The 5147-nt window shown below is 57.4% G+C and carries 7 protein-coding genes; 5 read left to right on the top strand and 2 right to left on the bottom strand.

What is annotated here, in order from left to right; translation table 11 throughout:
* The coding region (locus E8A46_RS10540; protein WP_291560253.1) for a hypothetical protein at positions 1-283 on the top strand (283 nt) is incomplete at its 5' end.
* Between the two features lie 371 nt (positions 284-654).
* Here the strand turns inward: E8A46_RS10540 and E8A46_RS10535 are convergent.
* Positions 655-1128, bottom strand: a complete 474-nt coding sequence (locus tag E8A46_RS10535; protein ID WP_291560251.1) for a recombinase family protein — start codon at positions 1126-1128, stop codon at positions 655-657.
* A gap of 10 nt (positions 1129-1138) precedes the next feature.
* Between E8A46_RS10535 and E8A46_RS10530 the strand changes: the two genes are divergently transcribed.
* The 4 genes from E8A46_RS10530 to E8A46_RS10515 all read left to right on the top strand — a co-directional run bounded on the left by E8A46_RS10530 (position 1139) and on the right by E8A46_RS10515 (position 3457).
* Positions 1139-1321 carry a hypothetical protein gene (locus tag E8A46_RS10530; RefSeq protein ID WP_291560249.1) on the top strand — a complete coding sequence of 61 codons (183 nt, stop codon included), beginning with the start codon at positions 1139-1141 and terminating at the stop codon, positions 1319-1321.
* Positions 1318-1557 carry a hypothetical protein gene (locus E8A46_RS10525; protein ID WP_291560247.1) on the top strand — a complete coding sequence of 80 codons (240 nt, stop codon included), beginning with the start codon at positions 1318-1320 and terminating at the stop codon, positions 1555-1557. Before E8A46_RS10530 ends, E8A46_RS10525 begins: the two co-directional genes overlap by 4 nt.
* Entirely contained in the window at positions 1558-2607 is a 1050-nt protein-coding gene (locus E8A46_RS10520) for a tyrosine-type recombinase/integrase (RefSeq protein ID WP_291560244.1), read from the top strand.
* A gap of 127 nt (positions 2608-2734) precedes the next feature.
* Positions 2735-3457 (top strand): hypothetical protein, encoded by a 723-nt coding sequence (locus tag E8A46_RS10515; protein WP_291560242.1) that lies wholly within the window; start codon positions 2735-2737, stop codon positions 3455-3457.
* A 1168-nt stretch (positions 3458-4625) separates the two neighbouring features.
* Here E8A46_RS10515 and E8A46_RS10510 read toward each other — a convergent pair.
* Positions 4626-4829 carry a cold-shock protein gene (locus tag E8A46_RS10510; protein ID WP_291560240.1) on the bottom strand — a complete coding sequence of 68 codons (204 nt, stop codon included), beginning with the start codon at positions 4827-4829 and terminating at the stop codon, positions 4626-4628.
* Positions 4830-5147 lie beyond the last annotated feature (318 nt).

Here is a 5147-nt window from a genome sequence, read left to right as displayed (position 1 = left end):
CCAAAGCGGCCCGCGGTGGCTTGGGATCAGCGACCTGATCGCCGAACCCGAAGGACCTACCTTCATCTCCTATAAAGTTGCGCGCAGCCGTTTGGACCGGCTACGCTTCGTGACACAAGACCCATGTGTGACATCGCGCTTTTCCGGCAAAGCCAACCATGAAGGCAAAAATGAGCGCTTTTGCCAGAGCGAACTCGGGGAGGCATTTCTCCTGATCTCGGTCTGCGTGTTTTGGCGGAACCTAGATCGAGCTGCGCCGTTAATTTCACGTTCGAAAGCATAAACGGAGGATTGAAGATGACAGCACTAAGCAAATCCCTTGCCGGCGCGGTAATAGGCGCGGGCATCTTGGCTTTCTCAGCGGTGAGCGCTTCGGCAGGTATTTCCTGTGTAGGCCCTGTTTGCTGGCACACTACGAGCACCTACGAATATCCAAAAGAGTCCAGCGTGGTCGTTCATGAGGACTCATGGAAATGGGGCCCGAGTGACAAGTACAGTTGGCGTGAGCACGAGGGCCGCGGTTATTGGAAGGGCGACAGTTGGACGGACTGGAAATAGCCCCCCAAGTCGTTAGGGTATCATTCAGAGGCCGCCTCAGTTGGCGGCCTCTTCTTTCTGTTTTGATCTGGCGAGTGGGCCTATTTCGGCCAGTACCTATTCTGCTGCTTTCAACGCCTCCATGGCACGCTTAACTTGGGTGGGGCTCCACTTCCCCTGACCACGTGGCGTGGCGATGCCGGCGGCCTCCAGACCCGCTGCGATATCCCGCAAGGTGATTGCCCCATCATTTCGGATAGCTGCGATAGTAGGCGCAAGATCGGCCGCGCGATCGATAGCGCGTTTGTGGTTGGCGGCTGCGCCGGACTTCTGCGCCTTCCGGCTGATTACTACGCGCTGCCCGTTGCTCTTGCGGACCCTCGCCCCGCCAAGGGTTCGGCCCCGTGCCTTTGCGGCTGCCAGCGCCGCTTTGGTGCGCGTTGAAATCATCCCGGCCTCAAGCTCGGCAACCGAAACCATCTGATGCAGCAAAAAGCGGCCGGTTGTCCCCTCAATCGCCGGAAGATCGGCAAAGCGAACGTCAACACCAGTCTCCAGCAATCGAGACAGGAAGGCCACGCTGCGCGTCAACCGATCAACTTTGCTCACGACCAGCGGGCAAAGCAACCAGCCGGCCGCCGATATCGCGGGCGGCGCGATCGAGACGTTAGACGAAATTGCAACGGCGTCATCTGCCGGGGCAACGCCGCAAGTCTCAATCCGCGAAGCGGATGACGAAGCGCTGGCGCGTATGCAATACGGCATGCTTATCCGCCTCGAATGATGAATGCCGACCGGGCGGCGGCTTATGTCGATTTGTCGAAAACCAAATTCCTTGAGGGCGTTTCGGCTGGCGTTTGGCCATCTCCCCGGGACGTTGGCGGCTTGCCCAGGTGGGATCGGCTCGACCTAGACGCGGCTGTTGATGCCATGGGCGAACGGAAAAAACGGCTTGCACCCGGCCGAAAATCGCTTGCTGATATGCTTGAAGCCGAAGGGGCGAGCGCAGCCGCGCCATAAATGGGCAATGCAGAGCTGAAATATTATAGCGCTTTCCCCGATCGTCACGGGAAGATGCGGCATTATTTCCGTATTAAGGGGAAGCGCTACCCATTGCCGGCGCCAGATTCTCCGACCTTTTCGGAAGAATATGCCGCGCTCCTGGCCGAACATGCGCCGCGCGCCGCGATCATTCGGCAGGGCAGGGGCAACGGCCCGCTGGAAGGGACGCTTGATTGGGTAGTTGAGCAATACAAGGCGCAATCGCCGCAGTGGGCAAAGGCAAAACCCGCGACCAAAGAAATTTACAATCGGCGGCTTGACTATCTGCAATCGAAATATGGCCGGGCGGACCTTGCGACGTTCACGGAAAAGGGCGTTCGCCGCATTCGCAACAATCTCAAAGACCGCCCATCGGTGGCAGACGCAACGGTGGATATGATCGGGCGGCTTTGGTTGTTCGCCAAAGAGCATTTGGGCATGGAAGAGATCGGGCCGAATCCGGCCGCAGAAGTTGCGACGATCCACACAGAACACGAATCCGCGCCAGCTTGGCCGGAGGAATTATGCGCGAAGTTTGAAGCGATCGACAATCCGCGACTGCGGCGGGCCTATTATCTCTTGCGCTATACCGGACAGCGGCGTTCGGACGTGGTGCTGATGCAGCGCAAGCACTTTGACGGAACGGCAATCGAAGTGGTGCAGGAAAAGACCGGAACCTATGTCTGGATCCCGTGCCACCGGAATTTGCGGGAGCATTTCAAAGCGGACGGAATCGAGGCGCAGTATCTCCTAACCAGCACTCGCGGCGACCGTTTCCGGGCAACAAGCCTGACAACCATGATCTGCAATCAATGCGCGGACTTTGGTTTCCCAGGGTATTCGCCGCATGGGCTGCGGCATCTGGCCGGCGCGGCTCTGGCGGAAGCTGGAGCGACGCTGGAGCAGATCAAATCAATCCTGGGGCATTTGACCGACGATGAGGCCCGCAAGTACATTCAGCAAGCGCGGCGCAAGGTGATGGCTGCCGATGGTATGCGGCTTTGGGAAGTGTCCAAGAGCGGAAGATGATCAAAAATAGAAATTCGCGGCCCTAGGCATGGCTCGTACCTCAAAGTACTGCATTTTCTGCGGAGGAGAACCGACTACTAAGGAGCATATATGGGCTGACTGGTTGGCTCAGTTTATCGCGAAGTCAATGTCCAATCACAATTCCACAACGGCAATTTTGAATCCCGATCGCAGCATCGATAAAGTTGCCAAGCGATGGGGCGGCGATCCGCGAAGCCGGAGGCTTCAAATCGTATGCGGCCCCTGCAACCATCATTGGATGAGCGATCTCCAAAGCGCGGCTAAGCCAATCATCATTCCTCTTATAGCCGGCAAATCCATAAACCTCACCTTGGAGAATCAGAAGATTTTAGCGGCGTGGGCCGCGATGTCCGTAATTTGCGCAGAGTATTTTTACCCCAAAAGTGCAGCGGTTTCGGTCACGGCCCGGCGATGGCTATATCAGACTCACACTGCGCCAAACGATTTCCGAATTTGGATCGGAGATTTCGATCGCAAAGAATGGGTCCCCCATTGGGGCCATTCCTCGGTCCGAATCTCCCTCTCCGAATATGAACGTCCGCAAGGTTGGACCGTCCATCCCGACGGCACGCCGAGAGTAAACACTCAAACCACCGTGTTCGTCGTCGAACGACTTTTTATTCTCGCTTACTCTTGTCCATTTCCGGAGATTTTGCACAACGAGAAGATCGTTGAGGCGGTCGATTCCCGGCTCAGCCAAATCTGGCCGCCCCGTCACTCGTTTCTGCTGTGGCCCCCAGCGGATACTCTGAGTGACCGGAGCGCCGACAATCTCGCGGGGTCCATCTTTTCGCGGCTTGACGAAGCTGGGACCGCATTTGGTGTTTAAACGCTAACCCGCTCAAAGCTACGAACAGGACCGGAACAGGAAGTGGCAAACCCGCTCCTTGAGACAGTGACAACCCTATTGAAATCATTAGCTTCTGGCGGAAGGGGTGTCCTGTCAACCCTGCTGATTTAGTTGATAAATTTCGGCTGAAAAATCGGTATCTACGGTTTGATCTACGGGGAGGGCGATAGGCCCGCGGTGACTCTGCGGAGCCTGGTGCGCGTCTGATTTGCCCGCTGTCATGTGTCGGTCGATCGGCGCCAGCGCAGGGGTCGTGCCGGTGGCCGCCTGCGGTGTTGTTTAGGCGGCGGTCCGACGAAACCATTTTCCGATAGTTGCGAAGTCGTCCGGAAATAATCACCAGCTAGCATCGGCCCACGATCAAACAACGAGGTTCGGTCATGTGGGACATTATCATCAGCTTATTTTACCACCGCTCTTGCCGGTCGAGTTTGGTTGAAATGCGCAAGCATCACCTCGCTGGCTGAGCCGGACCAAGTCAAATTCGCGATAGTCAGTAACCTTCAAAAGTTAGGTTAAAACGCTACGTCAATTGCGCATTCAGTGTGAAGTTGTAGTGGTATTTTATGTCGAGTTCTTTTCACAACGCGGACAGACGCACCTACCGGAAAGTTATGCTGGTAGGCTTGCTGTTTTGCGCAGCGTTCGTGGTGTTCAGCTTCTTTGCTCGAGAACAGCCGGCAAATACCTACGTTCTAAAAAAGGCGGATAGGTTGGTTCGCAGTGCAGGCTCTGCGGTGCCTGCTAACTAATTGCCCAAGAGAAAAGCCCGTTCTTTTACGTAGCGCTCATCGGCCGATGGCGCGAACCCCCCACCGAATGCCTACGCCATGACTCTAGGAAGCCCGCTGGTGAGTCCGGGATTTGCGGGCTGCGATGTCCCGGCCGATCGGCGCCAGGGCATGGGCGAGTCCGGCGCGGCTGGGCGCTGGCCTGTTTCAACCTCAGTGCCCTTATTTGCCTTCCGAGCCGTAAGGCCTGTGTCAGGGCCAGCGTGTAGCCTCACCCCTTGCGGGGGCTTCGATGGGCGACTGGGCGCCCTGTGTATGACATGGCTGCCATCACGCTGATCTGATCACACCATGCGGCGCCCGGTTTAAGAGAGACGAATGAGCACGCCGGTGTGAACCGGCGTCCTTTGCGTACCTCACGTCACCTTCAGATTTTCCGCGCTCTCTTTGCCCTTGTTCGGGACCACGTCATAAGTGACCTTGGCGCCCTCACTGAGGCCGTCCATGCCGGCTTTCTCGACGGCCGAGATATGGACGAAGACGTCCTTGCCGCCGCCGTCCGGCGCGATGAAGCCATAACCTTTTTGGCCGTTGAACCATTTCACTGTACCAGTCGCCACGTCCGCACTCCCTTTTGAAACGATTGCTCATTAGAGCGGTGAACGGCGGGACCGGCAAGCGAAAAGCCGCCGGCGTGAACCGGCGGCCTCTTTGTTGCGTTGCGCGGACCTGAGCCCGCGCCCCGTCGTCGTTACCGCCTAAGCCGTCTTGCATGGGCGGTAAGCCGTTGCCGGTTGCGCTTTCTGAATCGGCGCCGGCGCTTCATGACGCGCCCTGCTTTTCGCCGTCGTAGCGTTTGTAATAACTCTCCCTGAACTCCTGGGTCATCTTCGCCAACTGCCACACAGCAAAGGTGGCTAGTTCCAACGGGCGCAAGC

It is taken from the genome of Bradyrhizobium sp. (assembly GCF_004799445.1).
In the GTDB taxonomy this organism is placed as follows: Bacteria; Pseudomonadota; Alphaproteobacteria; order Rhizobiales; family Xanthobacteraceae; genus Bradyrhizobium.
The sequence above is the reverse complement of the archived record's forward strand: the minus strand, read 5'-3'. Positions and strand labels throughout refer to the sequence as shown.

Excerpts from the sequence above, each read along its gene's own strand:
- E8A46_RS10515 (WP_291560242.1), top strand. The coding sequence starts at position 2,735 with ATGTCCAATCACAATTCCACAACGGCAATTTTGAATCCCGATCGCAGC.
- E8A46_RS10520 (WP_291560244.1), top strand. The coding sequence starts at position 1,558 with ATGGGCAATGCAGAGCTGAAATATTATAGCGCTTTCCCCGATCGTCAC.
- E8A46_RS10525 (WP_291560247.1), top strand. The coding sequence starts at position 1,318 with ATGATGAATGCCGACCGGGCGGCGGCTTATGTCGATTTGTCGAAAACC.